Annotated in this window: 17 protein-coding genes; 4 read left to right on the forward strand and 13 right to left on the reverse strand. The window is 57.8% G+C overall.

Features of this window, described 5'->3' with window-relative positions; all coding sequences use genetic code 11:
* Positions 1–29: 29 nt before the first annotated feature.
* The 12 genes from purL to QP442_RS08050 form a co-directional block, all read right to left on the reverse strand.
* Positions 30–2,402, reverse strand: a complete 2,373-nt coding sequence (purL, locus tag QP442_RS07995) for a phosphoribosylformylglycinamidine synthase subunit PurL (RefSeq protein WP_006680296.1) — start codon at positions 2,400–2,402, stop codon at positions 30–32.
* Positions 2,403–2,505: 103 nt separating this feature from the next.
* Positions 2,506–3,213 (reverse strand): phosphoribosylformylglycinamidine synthase subunit PurQ, encoded by a 708-nt coding sequence (purQ, locus tag QP442_RS08000; RefSeq protein WP_006680297.1) that lies wholly within the window; start codon positions 3,211–3,213, stop codon positions 2,506–2,508.
* Positions 3,210–3,476, reverse strand: a complete 267-nt coding sequence (purS, locus tag QP442_RS08005) for a phosphoribosylformylglycinamidine synthase subunit PurS (RefSeq protein WP_006680298.1) — start codon at positions 3,474–3,476, stop codon at positions 3,210–3,212. Before purS ends, purQ begins: the two co-directional genes overlap by 4 nt.
* Before the next feature lie 75 nt (positions 3,477–3,551).
* Complete coding sequence (locus QP442_RS08010) at positions 3,552–4,463, reverse strand: phosphoribosylaminoimidazolesuccinocarboxamide synthase (RefSeq protein WP_006680299.1); 912 nt, start codon at positions 4,461–4,463, stop codon at positions 3,552–3,554.
* A 25-nt stretch (positions 4,464–4,488) separates the two neighbouring features.
* Entirely contained in the window at positions 4,489–5,820 is a 1,332-nt protein-coding gene (gene purD, locus QP442_RS08015) for a phosphoribosylamine--glycine ligase (protein WP_006680300.1), read from the reverse strand.
* 123 nt (positions 5,821–5,943) lie between these two features.
* Positions 5,944–7,041 carry a hypothetical protein gene (locus QP442_RS08020; protein WP_103632479.1) on the reverse strand — a complete coding sequence of 366 codons (1,098 nt, stop codon included), beginning with the start codon at positions 7,039–7,041 and terminating at the stop codon, positions 5,944–5,946.
* On the reverse strand, positions 7,031–8,107 hold the full coding sequence (locus tag QP442_RS08025) for a vWA domain-containing protein (RefSeq protein ID WP_181002134.1): 1,077 nt from the start codon (positions 8,105–8,107) through the stop codon (positions 7,031–7,033). The genes QP442_RS08020 and QP442_RS08025 overlap by 11 nt, the downstream gene beginning before the upstream one ends.
* A 1-nt stretch (position 8,108) precedes the next feature.
* Positions 8,109–9,128 (reverse strand): vWA domain-containing protein, encoded by a 1,020-nt coding sequence (locus QP442_RS08030; RefSeq protein WP_103632481.1) that lies wholly within the window; start codon positions 9,126–9,128, stop codon positions 8,109–8,111.
* A complete protein-coding gene (locus tag QP442_RS08035; protein ID WP_103632482.1) occupies positions 9,125–9,595 on the reverse strand; it encodes a hypothetical protein in 471 nt (156 codons plus the stop codon). Before QP442_RS08035 ends, QP442_RS08030 begins: the two co-directional genes overlap by 4 nt.
* Positions 9,585–10,478, reverse strand: coding sequence for a DUF58 domain-containing protein (locus QP442_RS08040; protein WP_103632483.1), 894 nt, complete (start codon positions 10,476–10,478; stop codon positions 9,585–9,587). Before QP442_RS08040 ends, QP442_RS08035 begins: the two co-directional genes overlap by 11 nt.
* Before the next feature lie 50 nt (positions 10,479–10,528).
* Positions 10,529–11,518, reverse strand: coding sequence for an AAA family ATPase (locus tag QP442_RS08045; RefSeq protein WP_103632484.1), 990 nt, complete (start codon positions 11,516–11,518; stop codon positions 10,529–10,531).
* Between the two features lie 158 nt (positions 11,519–11,676).
* Entirely contained in the window at positions 11,677–13,512 is a 1,836-nt protein-coding gene (locus QP442_RS08050) for a phosphoenolpyruvate carboxykinase (GTP) (protein WP_103632485.1), read from the reverse strand.
* A gap of 240 nt (positions 13,513–13,752) precedes the next feature.
* On the opposite strand from QP442_RS08050, the gene QP442_RS08055 reads away from it, so the two are divergent.
* From QP442_RS08055 to QP442_RS08065, 3 genes are read left to right on the forward strand one after another with little or no spacing between them, the layout of a single operon-like run.
* Positions 13,753–14,385: a DUF47 domain-containing protein gene (locus QP442_RS08055; protein WP_006680308.1), complete on the forward strand. Its 633-nt coding sequence runs from the start codon at positions 13,753–13,755 to the stop codon at positions 14,383–14,385.
* A 3-nt stretch (positions 14,386–14,388) separates the two neighbouring features.
* Positions 14,389–15,450 (forward strand): inorganic phosphate transporter, encoded by a 1,062-nt coding sequence (locus tag QP442_RS08060; protein WP_006680309.1) that lies wholly within the window; start codon positions 14,389–14,391, stop codon positions 15,448–15,450.
* A gap of 5 nt (positions 15,451–15,455) precedes the next feature.
* Positions 15,456–15,917, forward strand: a complete 462-nt coding sequence (locus QP442_RS08065) for a septum formation family protein (RefSeq protein WP_103632486.1) — start codon at positions 15,456–15,458, stop codon at positions 15,915–15,917.
* A gap of 592 nt (positions 15,918–16,509) precedes the next feature.
* On the opposite strand, the gene QP442_RS08070 is transcribed toward QP442_RS08065, so the two are convergent.
* Positions 16,510–17,643 (reverse strand): GIY-YIG nuclease family protein, encoded by a 1,134-nt coding sequence (locus QP442_RS08070; RefSeq protein WP_285069764.1) that lies wholly within the window; start codon positions 17,641–17,643, stop codon positions 16,510–16,512.
* Between the two features lie 312 nt (positions 17,644–17,955).
* On the opposite strand from QP442_RS08070, the gene QP442_RS08075 reads away from it, so the two are divergent.
* A complete protein-coding gene (locus QP442_RS08075; RefSeq protein ID WP_285069765.1) occupies positions 17,956–18,258 on the forward strand; it encodes a hypothetical protein in 303 nt (100 codons plus the stop codon).
* Positions 18,259–18,708: the final 450 nt, after the last annotated feature.

Genomic DNA, 18,708 nt, shown 5'->3' on the forward strand with positions numbered 1-18,708 from the left:
ACCCCGGGCCGTATGAGTTCAGTCGTATTTCAGAATCGGTCTCGCAGGGCAGCTTCTGACTGAGCGCGAAGGTCGTCCAGGTCGGCGATCCAACCAACAGACTCTCCCGAGTCAGCGAGCAGATCAGAGCCGTGAAGAACCAGCATGTCACCACCGGTCGTACCGATGCGAGCAAAGTCAATGCCTTCTGCCTGGCAGGCAGCGTAGACCGCGTCAAGTGCACCTTCAGGAACGGCGATGATCGCTCGTGCCTGCGACTCGGAGAAGAGCATGTCGAAGTCGCTCAGACCGTTCTGACCCTGTGCACCGGTCAGGTCGAAGGCACCGCCAATTCCGAAGCGGAGCACCGAATCAACGAGAGCCTGTGCCAAGCCACCGTTCGACAGGTCGTGTGCCGAGCGGATCAGCGGGCGACCATCCGGACCATCGGCCTCGGACAGGGCACGGACCACGTTGCCGAGGGCAACTTCAGCCTTCAGATCCACCTTCGGCGGGCGACCGCCCAGGTGATCGTGGCAGATACGTGCCCACGCGGAACCGTCGAGTTCCTCTTGAGTCTGGCCGAGCAGAATGACTGCCAGGCCTTCCTCGGTGAAGCCGGACGGGTTCGCGCGCGTCACGTCCTTCATGATGCCGAGCATACCCACAACCGGCGTCGGGTTAATCGACGAGGTCGGAAGGTTCTTCTCGGTACCGGATGAGTTGTAGAGTGACACGTTACCGCCGGTGACGGGCACGCCCAATTCGATGCAGCCGTCGGCCAGACCCGTCATTGCAGTAACCAGCTGCCACATGGCGTCGGTGTCTTCGGGGTTACCGAAATTGAGGCAGTCGGTAATCGCGACCGGTTCGGCACCAACGATGGCGACGTTTCGGTAGGATTCCGCGAGTGCTTGTAGCGCACCTTCACGAGGATCGAGCTTCGTATACCAGCCGTTTGCGTCGGTGGCCAGGGCAACGCCGAGACCGGTTTCTTCGTCGACGCGGATAACGCCGGCATCATCGGGCTGAGCAAGAGCGGTGTTGCCCTGCACGTAGCGGTCATACTGGTCGGTGACCCAAGCCTTAGAGGCTTGGTTAACGTTGGAGATCACCGCGTTGATATCCGCGAGCAGTTCTCCACCAGTTTCGGGACGCTTCAGGGATGCGGACGTGTTCGCCTGCAGTTCGTCCTGCCATGCTGGGCGGGCGTAGGGACGGTCGTAGACCGGGCCGTCATGGGCAACGGTCTTCGGGTCAACGTCGACGATGCGGTGTCCGAAGTGGTCGATGGTCAGGCGACCGTCACCGGTCAGCGTGCCAATGATCGACGCCTCGACGTCCCACTTGTTGATGATCTCGAAGAAACGTTCCTTATCTTCGGGGGTCACGATCGCCATCATGCGTTCCTGCGACTCGGACATCAGGATTTCGCCTGCGGTCAGGGTCGGGTCACGCAACAGCACGTTCTCAAGGTCGACGTGCATACCAGAATCGCCGTTAGAGGCCAGCTCGGAGGTGGCGCAGGAAATACCTGCGGCGCCGAGGTCCTGGATACCCTGAACGACGTCCGCTTTGAACAGGTCGAGGCAACATTCGATGAGGACCTTCTCCATGAAGGGGTCACCGACCTGCACGGAGGGACGCTTGGCGGGCATGCCGTCTTCGAAGGTTTCGGACGCCAGAATCGATGCGCCACCGATGCCGTCACCGCCGGTGCGCGCGCCGAAGAGGACAACCAGGTTGCCTTCACCGGTTGCGTTTGCCAGGTGAATGTCGTCGTGACGCAGGGTACCGACGCAGAGTGCATTGACCAGCGGGTTGCCCTGGTAGGACGGGTCAAATTCAGTTTCACCACCGATATTCGGCAGGCCGAGGCAGTTGCCGTAGCCACCCACGCCGGAAACCACACCGTGAACGACGCGCGGGGTATCCGGGTGGTCAACCGCGCCGAAACGTAGCTGATCCATGACGGCGACCGGGCGCGCGCCCATGGAGATAATGTCGCGGACAATACCGCCGACGCCGGTTGCAGCACCCTGGTAGGGCTCAACGAACGACGGATGGTTGTGCGACTCAACCTTAAAGGTAACCGCCCACCCGTTACCGATGTCGACGACGCCAGCGTTCTGCCCCATGCCGACCAACAGGTGGCGCTTCATTTCTTCGGTGGTGCGCTCGCCGAACTGCTCAGCGAGGTGCTTCTTCGATGACTTGTAGCTGCAGTGCTCTGACCACATGACGGAGTACATCGCCAGCTCAGCGTTCGTGGGGCGACGACCTAATATCTCGCAGATCTTGGCGTATTCGTCTTCCTTCAGGCCCAGTTCTTTCCAGGGCATATCTTTCGTGGGGGTTGCGGCCGCATCTTCTGTCGTATCCGGCAATTCCCGAGGATTCTCTGCTTTGACCTTCGCGGTCATACCTGCTCCATTCGTTACGCACGTTTCGGTTCGCGTCTATGAACGTTTCGTGAAAAATTCAGCGGGCGCGGCCTCGTATCTATTCACGAGGCCACACGTCGGATTACCCCACTAATCCCATCAGGGCGGACTGGAAGATCTTCAGGCCTTCGGTACCACCGTGTCCGGAGTGCACGCCATCCTTCGTGGCCAGCGGACCAAAGCCCGCTTCGGTCGCGTGTTCGGGGTGTGGCATCAGACCAACGACATTGCCCGCAGCATTTGTCACGCCAGCAATATCGTCCGCGGAACCATTCGGGTTCAGGCCGATGTAGCGGAAGACGATGTGGCCTTCACCTTCGAGACGCTCCAGCTCAGCCGGGGAGGCTTGGAAGTTGCCTTCACCGTTCTTCAGCGGAACCGTGAAGTGCTCGCCAGCGCTAAACGCACGTGTCCACGCGGTATCGGCGTTTTCGACGCGCAGTTCCTGGTCGCGGCAGAAGAACTTCTGATGATCGTTACGGATCAGAGCGCCGGGAAGCAGGTGCGCTTCGCAGAGAACCTGGAAGCCATTGCAGATGCCAAGAACGGGCATACCCTTACCGGCTGCCTCGACAATTTCACCCATCACGGGAGCAGTCGCAGCAATTGCGCCACACCGCAGGTAGTCGCCGTAGGAGAAACCACCGGGGATGACGACCGCGTCAACGCTGTGCAGGTCGGCATCCTTATGCCAGAGAGCGACGGGCTCGCCACCGGCAAGGCGGACGGCGCGCGCAGCATCCCGGTCATCCAAGGTGCCCGGGAAGGTAACAACACCAATGCGGGTCACTTGGTGGCCTCGCCTTCATCCAGCGCCTCGACGCGGACGACATCTTCGATGATCGGGTTCGACAGAACCTCTTCAGCTGCCTTGCGGGCATCCGCGAGAAGTTCCTCGGTGACCGGGCCGTCAACCGTCAGGTGGAAGCACTTGCCCTGGCGAACAGAAGCAAAGCTTGTGATTCCAAGCCTCGGAAGTGCAGATCCCACTGCCTTACCCTGGGGATCCAGGATTTCCGGCTTCGGCATCACTTCCACGATGATTCGCCCCACGGCGTCCTCCTATTGTGCGTGCGGAATTTCCGCGTGTTGGGTGACGGGCTTGACCCGCTTAATTGGTGGTGATGGTTATAGTGTCGGTTCTTCGCCGGTCAGGCGAACAAACGCTTCGATGTAACGGTCGCGAGTTGCGGTCACAACGGATTCTGGAAGGACGGGCGGATTTTCTCCCGACTTCTTGTCCCATCCGGATTCGGCGCTGGTCAGCCAGTCGCGAACGTACTGTTTATCGAAGCTCGGGGTGATCTGGCCGGGCTGCCACTGGTCGGCGGGCCAGAATCGCGAGGAATCAGGGGTCAGGATTTCGTCGCCCAGGACCAGGTTGCCTGTTGCGGGATCCAGCCCGAATTCAAACTTGGTGTCGGCGATGATGACACCGCGCTCGGCAGCGATTTCGCGAGCACCTTCATACAGGGCGATAGAAACGTCGCGCAGGCGAGACGCAAGTTCTTCGCCGACCATTTCAGCTGCGCGTCCGAAGGAAATGTTCTCGTCGTGATCGCCCAGTTCCGCCTTGGCAGCGGGAGTAAAGATCGGGGTTTCGAGGCGCGAGGCTTCAACCAGACCCTCGGGAAGAGCGATATCGCAAACGGTGCCCGACTCTTTGTATTCGACCAAGCCGGAACCCGTCAGGTATCCGCGAACGACGCACTCGATCGGAATCATATTCAGAGCCTTGGCAACCACTGATCGACCGACGAGGGGAGCCGGAACGCTCAAAGGATCTGTGGCATCAGTTTCAGCAGTGATGACATGGTTTTCAATCACGTCGCGTAGCTGTTCCATCCACCAGAGAGCAAGCTGGTTCAGCACCTTGCCCTTTCCGGGGATTTCCGACGGCAGAATGTAGTCGTAAGCGCTGATGCGGTCCGAGGTCACCAGAAGAAGACGGTCAGGTGTTTCCTGATCGGCGGGCGCGTAGATGTCACGCACCTTGCCGGAGGACACATGTTTCCATCCTGGAAGTTCCATAGCAGCCATTACGCGTCCTCCGTCTCTATTCAGTTCAGTTCTTAGCGTCTAGCTCGGCCGGCCAGGTTGCAATGTCTTTACGGTGATGCTCACCAGCGAAGCTGATCCAATCGACGCCCTCGTAGGCCTTGGCTCTGGCTTCTTCAACGGTTGCGCCGCGTCCCACGACGTCCAGCACACGCCCACCGGAATTCACCAGCATTTCGTCGGGTTCGAACCCGCAACACCCCAGTGCAACCTCCTCCGCCGAAGATGTGATCTCAAAACGAGTACCCGCGTGAATAACATGCACGCCGTCGATAGCTTCCGCGTCCTCAATGCCTGTGATTTCATGTCCGGTATCGGGTGTGTCCGGGTAGCCACCCGATGCCATCACAACCGTGACCACCGCATCCGGGGACCAGATGGGAGCAGGCAAATGAGCAAGCGTTCCAGTCGCCGCGGCGTAGAGCAGGTCAGCAAGTGACGAATCGAGGCGTTCAAGAACAACCTGCGTCTCAGGATCACCGAAGCGAACATTGAATTCGACGACGCGAATACCTTTCGACGTCATTGCCAGACCGCAGTAAAGCAGCCCCACGAACGGGGTTCCGCGACGAGCCATCTCGTCAACGGTCGGCTGAGCAACGGTCTTCACGACCTCGTCGACAACCGAGTCATCCAGCCACGGAAGCGGCGTGTACGCACCCATGCCACCCGTATTCGGACCGGAGTTTCCGTCGCCAACACGCTTGAAGTCTTGAGCGGGAACTAGCGGAACAACAGTCGTGCCATCGCTGACGCAGAACAGAGAGACCTCGGGGCCATCCAAGTATTCCTCAACCAAGACAACGCCATCTTCACGGTTCAGGCAGGTGGTTGCGTGAGCAAGCGCCACATTGCGATCATCAGTCACCACAACACCCTTGCCAGCGGCAAGCGCATCATCCTTCACCACGTAGGGAGCGCCGAATGCGTTGAACGCAGCCTCGACCTCTTCGGTCGTACGGCAGGTGAAAGCGCGAGCGGTCGGAACACCAGCTGCTTCCATGACCTCTTTAGCGAATGCCTTGGACGCCTCAAGTTGAGCAGCAACCTTCGACGGGCCAAAAACCGGGATACCTTCAGCGCGCACAGCGTCAGCGACGCCGGCGACAAGAGGAGCCTCAGGGCCAACAACAACCAGGTCCACTCCGCGACCCTTCGCGCGCACAGCGACATCATCCGGATTCAGCGGGTTAAATACAAGTGATTGCCCCAGTGGCTCAAGCCCCGGGTTACCCGCCTGAACAATCAGTTCAACCGGATCAGATGAAGATGCAGTACGTACGAGGTTTCGGGCGAGGGCGACCTCGCGCCCCCCATTTCCCACTAAGAGGACCTTCATGGCTTCAGCCTATCGATGTTTGCGAGCTGGCGCGACACTCGTCCAATTCCTCCCGACGTGGGACGTGCCACGAATCCACCTTCCGCGCCGCCCAGTTTCGTGATTGACGAGGCCGGATCCGACCTACCATGCGCCATTCGAATCGCCGGTCCGAGTGGTCGCAGACGAATCTTCATCAACGTCAGTGCTACGACGCAATCGACGTTCAATTTCTTGACGACGTTGCTCTTCTGGGGTCAATGGCTTCGATTCTTCATCGCCCTCCTGGTCCAACGAATCACCCTGCTGACTCTGTTCTTGACCGCCACCGGAAGAACTCTGGCCCGAAGAGTCGCTGCTCTGCGAATTATTCGACTTATCCGGCTTACCTTGTGCGCGCTGACGCTTATTCTTCAAGCGCTCGCGAGCCCTACTTGCCTGCTCAGATTGGGAAGATTCTTCCTGATCAGCAGATCCGTCACCCGACCCCTGGTCAGGCTGAGAGTCTCCGCCCTGCCGGTCGGCCTCGTTATCCGAAGACGAACCGGACTGCGACGAACTCGATTGGTCGGAATCGCCAGACTGACCTTGATCGCCACCTTGGCCCCCTCGGCCACCGGAGGACTGATCCTGCGGATCCGACGGGTCTTGCGGCCGGGAATCAAGAGTGCACGCAACAAGCATTTCATCCGCCTGCTGGTAATTCTGATCCGCTTCATCACCCTTGCCGGATTCTGTCGCCTGGTCGCCCAATACCTCGAGCGCAAGAGCAGTGTTAATACGCACCTGACACTCGTAAGAGAAGGCTTGAATGTGCCCCTCTTCGTCCTGTGTAGCCTTCGGGACGCCTTCAAGAGCAATCTGCAATTCGCTGAGTGCCTGACCTGCTTTGCCCTCTTTCAAAAGAGACGTGCCCACGTTGTAATGCGCCACCCATGACTCTGGCCCGTAGGTCGTCAACGTACGTTGCGTTGAATACTCGCCCGTTGCCTGGGTGTACTCGCCCGCCCGCCACTGGTCTCGCGTGTGATGAGACCAGACGGGAAGCCCCACAAGGAACGACGCAATCAGGCTAGCAACGACAATGAGGGGCGTAGACCTCAGGAGTCTGCGCAGATCTTCCTTTGTTCGCTCCCGCTTTGCCGGAACAGGCTGGCGTTCAGGATCACCAGCAGTACGCCCACCGAAGGGAAGCGCGACCTCGTACTTATTCGCCTTACGGGTGTTCTTCTTAGATGGCACGAGCCCTCCTCATGTTTCGGGCTTTACCTGCAACGATCGCGGTTTCCCACTGAAGCATTCCGCCCAAGAACAGGGCAAACGGCCAAATCAGGTAGCGTGCTGCCTTCACTTGGGCTCGCTGAGTGGCCACTACCTGCGAATTTTCATCCAGAGTCGACGCAGCCTGTTTGACCTCGGCAGTTGCCGGCGAGTGGATGTACGTCAGCCCCGTTTGCTCGGCAATGTCTTTCAAGGCGTCCTCGTCAATGCGCGTAATCGCGATCGGAGAATCCGGCTCGGAACCATCGCGAATGTACTCGTCTTCGACCACTTCACCTGCTTGATCGCCCGACTGAGAGTCTTCGGTGTATCCGCGCTCCTGCGCGTCACCCGTCAGGCGACGCACCTTCATCGGCCCACCCTCTTTCGTGCCGTACCCGATGATCGCACCACCGTCGACGTATCGGCTCATCAACCCCCACGAAGACGTACTCATGTCGTCGATGGGACTCCAGACGTCTTCATTCGAGCTTTCCCCGTCAGAGAAGACGAAAAGCCCACGGATTGCGTCCGGATCTTGTTCTTCAGCGTCAGACAGCGCACTGAAAAGAGCTGAAGCCGGACGATTCGGTGTCGACCCGTGGGACGAGTCAGAAAGCTCCTGACGCAGGTTCGTCAGATAGCTGTCGGCAGCATCCCGATCCGTCGTCAGAGGGAGAACCGTGCTGACATTCGAATCCCAGACCATGATCGTGATGCGAGCACCCGGCATTGCATCAAGGATGGTCTGAACGTCCTGTTTGACGCCCTCGATTCGAGGCCGATCGCCATCCCAGTCTTCACCCGCCATCGATCCTGTCCGGTCGATGACAATCCACGCTTCGGCCGCCGAGCCAACGTCACTTGCCTTGCCAGGAATGGAGGGGCCCGCCATCATAAAGACCAACAGAGCAACGATCGTGGCACGTCTGGCGGCTTCACGTTTCGATGTGCGCGTACCTCGCTTCAGCCCAAGCAGGACCAGCGCGAATCCAACAAGCGCCACAAGAATGAACGCTGTTAAAGAAAACACGGGACGGAAGAACATGTCAGAGCCTCCCGATCGCAAGCAGACCGAGGAACCCGATAATGCCAACAGCGGCAAGACTGAGGAAGCCAGCCGGCTTATCGATCTCAAGAACCTTCGCATGCTCGGACAATTCGATGCGCTGTAGAGATTCGATTTCTTGGATGATCCCTTGGACGCTCGCAGCGTCGGAGGCATCATAGAAGACACCGCCGTTGTCTTCGGTCAGCTCTTTCAGTTCTTCACCCTCGGTGGTCAGCAGGTCACCATCCCCGGGATACAGGGTGGTCACCTGAACGTTCTGCTGATGAGCAAAATCAAACGCCTGAGCAAGCGTGTAAATCTGCGGACCGTTGATCTCGTTATCCGTGGCAAAAAGAATCAGACGTGAACGGTCTTCGCCGGAGTGGTCAAAACTCAGCACACACGACGCCAAGCCGTCGCCTGCAAGCGACGCGGCTTCTTCTTCGTCGTCAAGGGTCGCCGCCGTGTAGTCAATCAGCTCCTGCGTGACATACACGCCGTCGGCGCTTTCACCCAGGTAGCCTTCCTTCATGATTCGGCTCATCTCGTCGAGCTCAGACACCGCAAGGTCGTAGTCGTTCGTCAGCGGGAACTTCACCAACGTGCGAGAATTCCACAGGTTCAAGCTGATTCTTTCGCCTGCAAAATGCTGAACAATCCGCGAAAAAGCATCGCCGATATTCCCGTCGTAGGGGATCATCGACCCCGACGTATCCAGGCACAAAACAATGTCACGTGACGCCGTCTTCTCATCCTGGATCACGCGATCAATGGGTGCCCCGGCACTGAATGCCACGCCGACAATGCCCAAGCTCAAAAAGACAATCGCGCCCGCAAGCATGATGCGACTACGCCTGACCAGGCGTTTAAAGCCGGGCAACGTTGAGATATAGCCGGAATGCGCCACCCAGCCTCGTGAATCATTCGCGATAGAGGACGAGGCCGCACGCCTCCACCCAACGACCAACGCGACCAGGGCGGCTCCGATAACGAGAACAACGAAAAAGGTGAACTTCACTGATCGATCACCTTCAACGCTGACTCAAGAAGCGTCGACACCCACTTGCGCGTCGGTTGGCCGGAGAACGAGGGTTCGACGCAGCGCTCCATCAGATGCACGTACGCCGGCCACATCGGCACGAGCGCGCGAATCTCAGCGACCGTCGCGGACTCAAGATTGCGCCCCGTCCGCTCGGTCCCCAGCGCGCGCATCAAGCCCGCAACCGCCAAGTGAACCTCGGATTCGTTCCATTCTCCGGCGAAGAAATTCGCTTCGATCTGCACAAGATTGTCACGGTATGCACGACGTTGCTCAGCGCTCAGATCACGCAGGCCCCGCGGACGATTCGCATCCGACTTCCACCAGCGGACAAGGCACGCCACAATCCACGCGACGATGACGAGGAACAGAATGAGACCGGCAACCCACATCCACTCGGGATACACGACCGGCTCGCGAACACCGTCCAGAATGTTACCTGACACGAATCCCCCTTTCGAGGGCGCTCATCAGAGCACGCGGCACGTCCTTCGAGCCCGAAACCGACACTCGGATCACACCGCGATGATCCAGTAGGGACGCGACCTCTTGACGCCTAGCCGACACGATCAACTTCGCCTGGTCAGCCAACTGCGTGTCACCCAACAGGAAATCCGGCAACGGCCCCTGATCGACATCGACAATGCGAGTTCCCTTCGGCAAGTCCATCGGATTCATATCATTCACAGACACCACGATCACCGCATGTTTGCGCGTCAGCTTCGCTAAGACTGCATCCGCTTGCGAACCTGGCTCAGGCTGGAGCGAATCCGTTGCCAGAACAATCAGGGACCTACGACGAATCGCAACACACGCTCGCTCAAGAAGCGCCGTCACATTCGACGCGGGTGTTTCAAGCGTGATCGTCGGGCTGAGCCGTCGCAGAAGCATCTCCGCGTAGGCATTACCTGAACGCGCCGGGGAAATCGTGATCTTCTGACTATCCCCTGAAATCGCACCCAACTGATCGCCACGCGCTACCGCCAACCATGCGATCGCCTCACAGGCACTGGCGACAACATCAATCTTCGGCTCGCCCGATGGAGCAAGCGCCCCCATCGAACGCCCCGTGTCGACCAGCAGGACAACCTGCAGGTTAGCCGTCGACTCATAGCGACGAATAATCGCCTGCCCTGTACGAGCGGTCGCAGCCCAATCAATATCCTGGACGTCATCGCCCGCATGATATTCGGCAAGATCAAGAAAATCCCAGCCACGGCCCGGACGCGCACCGGAATGCTGCCCATCCATGATGGACAGCAGTTTGCGCATGATCGGCAAGCGCGCACGCGACGACAACGCGTGGATCTCGCGACTACGAACGGGCATGACAGCGTATCAGCTTCCTAGAATTCGACCGAAATAACATGAAGCGGGGCTCACGGAACAGGGACAGCGTTGAAGACAGCATCAATCAGGCCTTCAACCGACACATCGTCAGCCAACGCATCGAACGTGCGGATAATGCGGTGGCGGAGCACCGAATAACGCATGGCCTTCACATCGTCGGGAACAACAAAATGACGACCTTCAAGGAGCGCAATGGCCTGAGCGGCACGCATCAACGCAATACCACCGCGCGGAGACGCACCCACCCGCACATGATTTGCCCACGCTGGCAACGGAACGGGCCCGGAACCGCGGGTCGTGTTCATCAAGTCTACGATGTAGCCCTTCAACGTGTCGTGGACAAACACCTTCTGAACGGTGTCCTGCAGACCCACCAGCTCCTCAATCGAAATCGGCTCACCCGTAGCGGGTTGCGCCATCTGGCCAGACTCAATGCGAGACAGGATCTCAAGTTCTTCGCGTGGCTGGGGGTATGTAATAACCTGCTTCAAAAGGAAGCGGTCCATCTGAGCCTCGGGAAGAACGTACGTGCCTTCTTCCTCGATCGGGTTCTGGGTGGCCATCACCATGAACGGCTGGGGAAGCGGATAGTTCACGCCACCAATCGTTGTCTGATATTCCGCCATTGCTTCAAGCATCGCGGACTGGGTTTTCGCGCTGGAACGGTTGATTTCGTCCATCAACACGAAGTTTGCGTGGACAGGACCAAGCTGAGTGGTCATTTCTGCGGTTGCCTGGTTCCAGATCTGCATACCGACGATGTCGTTAGGCATCAGGTCAGGTGTGCACTGGATTCGACGGAACGAACCGGAGACAGCGGAGGCAAGCGTTTGGGCGGCAGTCGTTTTCGCCAGGCCGGGGACGGACTCGATCAGGATGTGACCACGAGTCAGCAGACCCACCATCAGTGCACGCTTGAGGTCGTGCTGGCCGACAACTTTCGAAGAGAAAATGTCGGAGACTCGCCCTAAAAGCTCCCCAGCCTTTTCAAGTTCTTCAGCGGAAATAGTTGGTGCCACCGTTGGCCTCCCCACTCGATTGTGTGTATTTCTTAGGGCTAATGCCCAAATTTTATCGCAGGCCACCGAGAACACGGTTTGCATATAAAAGCCCGGTGGTCGGACCCATCGGGTGCGACCACCGGTATAGATCGCGTGCGCTAGAGCGCTACCTGAAATCAGGCGCGAGCTGCTGCGATGCGCTCACGGAACTTCGCGAGCTGCTCGGTGATCTCCTTGGGGAGCTTGTCACCGAACTTCTTGAAGTATTCCTCGGTGTCGTCCATCTCAGCGGTCCATGCGTCGAGATCGATCGCGAAGAGCTTGGCCCACACGGACTCGTCAATGTCGAGACCATCAAGGTTGAAGTCCTCGAACTTCGGGTAACGACCGGTGACACCGTCGATTGCCTCAACCTCGCCAGCGGCACGACGGACGATCCAGTCGAGGACGCGCGAATTGTCACCGTAGCCCGGCCACATGAACTTGCCGTTCTCGTCCTTGCGGAACCAGTTCACCTGGTAGACCTTCGGGAACTTGTCGCCAAGCTCTGCCTGCATCTCGAGCCAGTGACCCCAGTAGTCAGCCATGTGGTAGCCACAGAAGGGGAGCATTGCGAACGGGTCGTGACGGAGCGAGCCGGCCTTGACGTCGGTTGCTGCTGCGGTGACCTCGGAAGCAACGGATGCGCCGATGAAGACGCCGTGTGCTGCTTCGTACTGTTCTGCAACGAGCGGGACGTTGGTGGCGCGACGGCCACCGAAGAGGATGGCGTCAATGGCAACACCCTGAGGTGCTTCCCAGTCGGAGCAGATGATCGGGCACTGCGATGCCGGGACAGTGAAGCGGCTGTTCGGGTGAGCAGCCTTCTCGCCGGACTCGGGGGTCCAGTCGTTGCCGTGCCAGTCGATCAGGTGTGCCGGGACCTCGCCGTCGATGCCTTCCCACCACACATCGCCATCGTCGGTCAGTGCGACGTTGGTGAAGATGGAGTTGGCGCGCATGGTGTCCATAGCCATCGGGTTGGTGTCGTACGAGGTGCCCGGTGCAACACCGAAGAAGCCGGCTTCCGGGTTGATTGCGTACAGGCGACCATCCGGACCCGGGCGCATCCAGGCGATGTCGTCACCGACGGTCTCAACGGTGTAACCCGGGATGGTCGGCTGGAGCATAGCGAGGTTGGTCTTGCCACATGCTGACGGGAACGCAGCTGTGACGTGGAACTGCTGGCCGGTCTCGGTGCGGGTCAGGCGCAGGATGAGCATGTGTTCTGCCATCCAGCCATCGCGGCGAGCCATGGTCGAAGCGATACGGAGAGCAAAGCACTTCTTGCCGAGCAAGGCGTTGCCACCATAGCCGGAGCCGAAGGACCAGATTTCGTTGGTCTCGGGGAAGTGGGTGATGTACTTTTCGTCATTGCACGGCCAGTTGTCATCAACCTGGCCCTCTTCGAGCGGAACGCCCACGGAGTGAACGGCGGGAACCCAGGTTGCACCTTCAGCGATGAGGTCCATTGCAGCCGTGCCCATGCGGGTCATGATGCGCATGTTGCAGACAACGTAGGGGGAGTCGGTGATCTCGATGCCGAGCTGCGAGATCGGACCGCCCAGCGGGCCCATGGAGAAGGGGATCACGTACATCGTGCGGCCCTTCATGGAGCCGGTGAACTTCTCCTTGAGGATGGCCTTCATTTCGGTCGGGTCTGCCCAGTGGTTGGTCGGGCCGGCGTCCTCTTCCTTTTCGGAGCAGATGAACGTACGGGACTCGACACGTGCAACGTCAGAGGGCTTGGAGCGAGCAAGGAAGGAGTTCGGACGCTTCTCTTCGTTGAGCTTGGTGAACATGCCAGTCTCAACCATGAGAGAGGTCAGGCGATCCCACTCTTCCTGCGAACCATCGGCAAACTCGATGGCGTCAGGCGTCGTCAGCGCGGCGATCTTAGCAACCCATGCGAGAACGTCTTCTGGAGCGTTGGACGGAGCTGCTGCTCGCACATCCTGTTCGGTCACGGACATTTTGCCTCCTGAGGCTTTCGGTATTCCAGGGCGACGGGTGCGCCCCTGTTCTACGTGTTCCATAATCCCAGATAGTGGAGGAAAATGCGCGGGCGATAAGTCCCGTGAGCATGTGTGCAACACTTCACAAACGTGGCGCGTCGGTATCCGTTCGTCTTCCTTCATTCATCTGAACGCCTCGAGTGCCTTAATCTGTAAGTGCGTTTTGGAACGCATCCCCAATCCTCAGGAGGAAAAATCGTGGGACTTCGTAAGGCCGCTGACGGCCCGTCCTTCTTCGACCTGTATTCACAGCAGGCCGCGAACCTTGTTTCCGGCACGACGATTCTTTCGTCAATCCTTGACTCCTCACCGCAGGAACAGGTCGCAATGCGCGATCAACTGCACGAGGTCGAACACTCCGGTGATGAAATTAATCACCACATTTTGAACCTCATCAACCAGACTTTCATCACCCCCTTCGATCGTGAAGACCTTGGCGCCTTGGCCTCGTGCCTCGACGACTGCATGGACCTCATCGACGAGGCCGGCGACCTCTACGTCATGTACGGTCTGAACGACCTACCGGACTACGTACACTCGCTTCTACACGAGCAGGTCGATATCTTGACTCGTTGCGCAGCGCTGACGGCAGAGCAGATCCCCGGCCTCAAGTCCCCACTGGACATGCGCGACTTCTGGGTTGAGCTGAACCGCCTTGAGAACGAAGGTGACACGACCTACCGTCGTGCTCTCACTTCGATCTTCGATTCCGGCCTTGATCCGGTGACGATCATCAAGCTGAAGGACCTTGTTGAGGTCCTAGAATCGGCATCCGACGCATTCGAAGACCTCGCAAACTGCGTTGAAACGATTGCGGTGAAGGAGTCCTGACCCGTGGATCTTAATCTGGTCCTGGTCTCGCTGGTCGTGATCATTGCTCTTGGTTTTGACTACACCAACGGCTTCCACGATGCGGCGAATGCAATCGCAACTTCCGTGTCCACCAGGGCACTGACCCCGCGAGCCGCTCTCCTCATGGCTGCTGTCATGAACATTATTGGTGCACTTTTGGGCACGGAGGTCGCAAAGACTATCGGTGAGGGCATCATCGATATCTCGCACTACACGAATTCGTCCGACGTTCTTCAACAGAGAGAGGGCTTGGCGATTGTGCTGGGCGCTCTGGTCGGTGCGGTTGTGTGGAATCTGATCACATGGTGGTTTGGGCTTCCATCGTCCTCATCACACGCCTTGATTGGTGGTTTGGTGGGCGCTGGCCTTGCTTCAGCGACCCAGGTGAAGTGGATTGGAATTCTTCAGCACGTCGTCATCCCGATGTTCGCGTCCCCGGTGATCGGCTTCCTTCTGGGCTTCTTCCTCATGAAGGGCCTGATGAGACTGTTGCAAAATCTGCCCTATCACCGCACGATGCGTCGCTTCCGTATTCTTCAGACTCTGTCAGCTGCAGCAATGGCCCTTGGCCACGGCCTGCAGGACGCTCAGAAAACGATGGGCGTCATTGTGATGGCGCTGATCGCCGGTGGCTACGGCGAGACGCACAACGTGATTGACCCGGTGACGGGTGACATCATGATTCCGCTGTGGGTCAAACTTGCTGCCGCAGGTGCAATTTCGCTGGGCACGTATGCCGGTGGCTGGCGCATCATGCGTACGCTCGGCCGTAAGATCATCGATCTAGATCCGGCTCGTGGCTTCGTCGCCGAGGGTGTTTCCGCCATCGTTCTCTACCTGTCCGCATTCGTTCTTCATGCTCCGATCTCCACGACGCACACGATTACGTCGGCGATCCTTGGTGTGGGTGCAACGAAGCGTTTCTCGGCTGTCCGCTGGGGGGTTGCTGGCAACATCGTGGTCGGTTGGTTCTTGACGCTTCCGGCTGCTGCGGCGGTTGCGGCGATCGTGTACTTCATCGTTCACGCGGTTGTTGGACTGTGACGATAGTGTTCGCCAATTTACGAGGCCGAACGGCCCACGCCACCGGCGCGGGCGCGTTCGCTGTTTCAGCCGTCGCGCTAATAGCAGGGTGTTCGAATTCGTCTGTCCTTGATTTGAAGGTCGGTGATTGTATTCAGCTGCCGAACACAGAGACGGCGGTGACGATCGATCGCACGTCCTGTTCCGAGGAACATCGGGGCGAGGTTTCAGCCGTTGTTAAGACAAACCCAAACGGTGCTGATGATGCGTTCCCTGGCGCTTCCAAACTGAACTCGCAGGCTGAAGAGGCGTGCGTTTCCTCTTTTACCGACTATGTTGGGTCAAACTATGTGACGTCATCGTTGGATGTATCGTGGCTTGTTCCGACTGAACAGTCTTGGAAGGACGGAGATCGTCATATTGCGTGCGTTGTGTATGCCCAGGGCGATCAAAAGCTCACGCAGTCTGTGAAAGATTCGAACTTGTAGGGCTCGCTTCTTCGGCTTTGAAGCTGTATACGGGGTGGGGGCGTCTCTGCGAGACGCCCCCACCCCGTGTGTTTTTACCGGACGATTAGCTGTTCCGGTCCGCCATCAGATGCGGTTAAGCGGATTGCGGTGGAGGCGGCCTCGTCGATAAGGAAGCGACCAGGTGGTGAGCGTCACCGCCTACACCCCACGCAACAAAACCCCACCAAAACAAAGCAAACTATCGCACCAAGTGCAGCCAGTAACTTGATGAGCTTGGACCGCAGATAACGGCTGGGTTCACCCAGCCGATTGAGAACGTCTTGACCGACCACCCGACTGTAAATCAAAACGCCCGACCTGATGAGGGTTTGGAAAGCTCGACTTTGGGACGCTGATCAGGCCCGCACCTTTGGCCAAGAAACGGGCTCAACGTTGACGCGATTGTGACCCACGAGTTTGCACTCAGCGACGTGTATTCAGCCTACGACGCCCTCCGTGACCGCATCGGTGTGAAAGTAGCACTAATCCCGGTCTAGGCCAGCAAGTTCTCAGACGACCAGTTCAGCGCGAGCTCGCCCCATGAAACATCTACAGATAAGTAGCGCTACGCTTACAGCTGTCCCTTGAATCCCCCACTTTGTTGATTAATCGCGTAGTGGTAAACATCGCGAACCAGCGGCTTAGAATGCCAGCGCTTGAACATTCCTGAAGTATTTTGCCGCATAGCTTGCAACGCGAACTTTCTGCCTCCGTCAAGAACCTCGGGATATTGATTACAAAACTGTTCGAGGTCTCCCACCGCGTAGTTAATCGCATCCGAATCTGCTGACGGATACGTAGCGGTGAACGCCCAAGCATCCAAGAACCCTCCATACGAAGATTCATACTCAAATCCCCAATAGTCCTCTGTTCTGCCTGGCAAAACAGTTCCTGGAATCGTATTCAACCAACCGACACCCTCAACGGATTCCAGCTTTGTCGCCTTCTGGTCTGGAATCTCACAAGTGCGAGGGAAGAACAAGAGCTCAATAAAGCCCGTACTCAACGTGGCCCAACGGCCCCCACTTGTGCTTGGACAATCCGTTAGAGTCCAGTACTTCCCCTCAAGCTCAACAGCGCTTGGAACTAGCTCCTTCAAGGCAAAAGCAATATCACGCAAAATTGGCTCCTGATACTCGTTAGGAACTAGCCTGGCGAATTTCGTGGGTTCACTCCCGAAGCCTTCCAAACGTTGCCGCGCCCCTCGTAAATCATAAGGACCATCACCTAGGGCCCATGCCTGCTGATCTTCAACCGGAATCTCCAGATCCAGGCTGGAGGGCTGGTCATGCCCGACATTCCCCAGACGGTTGCGCAAGCGTTTACCATCTGCGCGGAAGCGTTGGATCTCTTGATACTCAATCGAGTCCAAACTCATCACCGCAGGCACCGGCATAAACCAAAGCTTCTCCACGTCTGTCCACGGATCCACATGATTTGTGTTTCCGTGTCGATGCTGAGCAAAACGCGTCACCACATTCTTTGCCTGGCCAACATAGAACTCGCCGTTAGAAAACTCGAGCACGTAAATTCCTCGCCGGTTATGCGGGATAAGAGCTGAGATGGAATCCATTTCTCCCACTGGAAAACGCGCGTATTTGAGTTCAGAGAGCACCTCATTCGCGCCCGCATCAATCTTGGCAACCGACATCGTTTCAAGCTCATCCAAAGGCGTGCGCGAAGCACTTTGAGAATTGCGATCCATCTTGTTCCACCTCTACGACGCTAGATAACCAAACAACTCCAGCATTTGAAAGCACTATACCCAGATTTGTCACGTGCCAAGCAGGTCTCAAAAGCTTGCGCAAATATGCGAGCCTTGCGCGCTTCGCACACAATCACTCACAGGAAACCAAACGAGGGGAACCAGCGTTAACCTCAAACACCTCAAGCGCTTAAAATCCACTAGGCCTGCGCAGACGGAACGCGGCGAGCATGGCCGCTCCAAATTGTTAGCAAGCGTTGCCCTCACCGCGCTTGCAGCCACCACGCTCCTTCCAGCATTGATCCGAACTACGTGGAATGGCTCCCCCAAAAAGCTAAAGATGAAGGCTGGCTAGGAACCGGCGACGACCCCGATCACTGGAAGAAAATCGATACGAAAGACTCTGAAAGCACAGACGAGGCAACTGGCAACAACACCAGCGGAAGTAGCGCGAACCCCGCGGAAACACTACTGCGGACGGTCGTGCTAATCGCGATTCTTGCGGCCATTGGCCTGGGCATCTGGAAGCTGTTCAGCTCCCGCAAGAAAACCCGCTCCAACACCCCGGGAGGCACGAATTCGTCCGGGCAAAACTCGCCCGGCTCGAACCTTTAGAAACAATACGGGGTTATTCGTGACGTAACCGTGCAATAGGTATTGGGATCTTAAATCTTCTACTCATTGTGATAAGACAGGGGGTGCAGAAGGTGGGAACAAGGTCTCCCATCATGTCTTAGAGGGGGTCTAGCGGACGCAAGCGCTGCTAGGCTCTCTTCTTATTTCATTTCCGGCCTACGGGCTATTACCGCGCTAACCTGGGAGATACCCTTCACGCAATCTGCCACCACTAGGTTGATAGAAGCAACAAGATCGGGGTTAATACCCAAAGTGGCGGGTTAATCCCAACAGGAATTGTAGGTGCCCGTTGGAATTAACCCGCCTAGAGAAAATCCACCCGTCGCTAGTGCAAAACCAGGAGGCCAATTAAGCGTTAAACGCCTGCTCTATGCGCTCGTGCGCGGCCCAGATCTGCTCAGGTAGATTCTTGAACTGTGCAAGGTGTTC

It is taken from the genome of Pauljensenia sp. UMB1177, from assembly GCF_030217965.1.
Lineage (GTDB): Bacteria > Actinomycetota > Actinomycetes > Actinomycetales > Actinomycetaceae > Pauljensenia > Pauljensenia turicensis_A.